We start from the raw sequence: 889 nt of genomic DNA on the forward strand, positions 1-889 counted from the left end.
CGCGCCGGCCGCCACGCCGCGCGGCGCGGGCCCCGGTGCGCCCGCCTACATCAAGGGCGACCACGCCGAGCTGGCCGTCGCGGGCCGCCTCGACGTGCGCAGCGCGGCCGACGCCCGGGAGGCGCTGCACCGGGCCGTCGACGAGGGCCGCGGCGACCTCGTCCTCGACCTCACCGACCTCGACTCCTGGGACGCCACCGGCCTGGGTGTCATCATGGGGGCACACCGCAGGGCGGGCCGGGCCGATCGCCGGCTCGTGCTGCGCGGGGTGCCGCCGCAGATGCAGCGTCTGCTGGTGGCCACCAAACTCCACCGCATCCTCACGATTCAGTGAAGACGCGGCCGCGCCGGGGAGTCCCCCTCGACAGGCCGCCCGGCGGAGGTCATAGGGTTTCCGGGCCGGGGAGCGGCACGGCGTAGGACAGCGGGCAGGAAGGCTTCGCGATGGACCCGAACACGGGCCATGGACAGGACGACACACCCGAGGGCATAACCCCGCCTCCGGGCCCGCCGTCGGGTTCGTACCCCGGCGAACAGGCGAGCGCGCACCCCGACCCGGACGCGCCGGGTGCCGCGTACCCGGAGCCGGAGCCGGAGCCGGAGCCGCCGGCCGGAGCGTATCCCGAGGAGCCCGGGGACACCCTCCCCGGCACCGAGTTCCCCGGCACCGAGCCCGTGCGCCCGTACGCCGCCGGGGAGCCGGTCCGCCCGTACGCCGACGAGGCGGTGCTCCCCGGCGCCGACGAGCCCGCCGGCTCCGCCTCCGACGAGCCCGCGGGATCCGCCGGGCCGTCCCCCGCCCACGAGCCCGCCGAGCCGTTCGCGGACCCCGCGGCCGGCTCCGCCGCCCCCCGCTTCCCCCCGGCGCCCCGCCCCGCCGGGCGCCCGC

At 79.0% G+C, this 889-nt stretch carries 1 protein-coding gene and 1 pseudogene; both read left to right on the plus strand.

The window, feature by feature from the left end:
• Positions 1-49 precede the first annotated feature (49 nt).
• Complete coding sequence (locus ABD317_RS37335) at positions 50-334, plus strand: anti-sigma factor antagonist (RefSeq protein WP_027755307.1); 285 nt, start codon at positions 50-52, stop codon at positions 332-334.
• A 110-nt stretch (positions 335-444) separates the two neighbouring features.
• Positions 445-889: pseudogene (locus ABD317_RS37340) on the plus strand (hypothetical protein); the annotation flags it as partial.

It is taken from the genome of Streptomyces synnematoformans (genome assembly GCF_039531005.1).
GTDB classification, from domain to species: Bacteria; Actinomycetota; Actinomycetes; order Streptomycetales; family Streptomycetaceae; genus Streptomyces; species Streptomyces synnematoformans.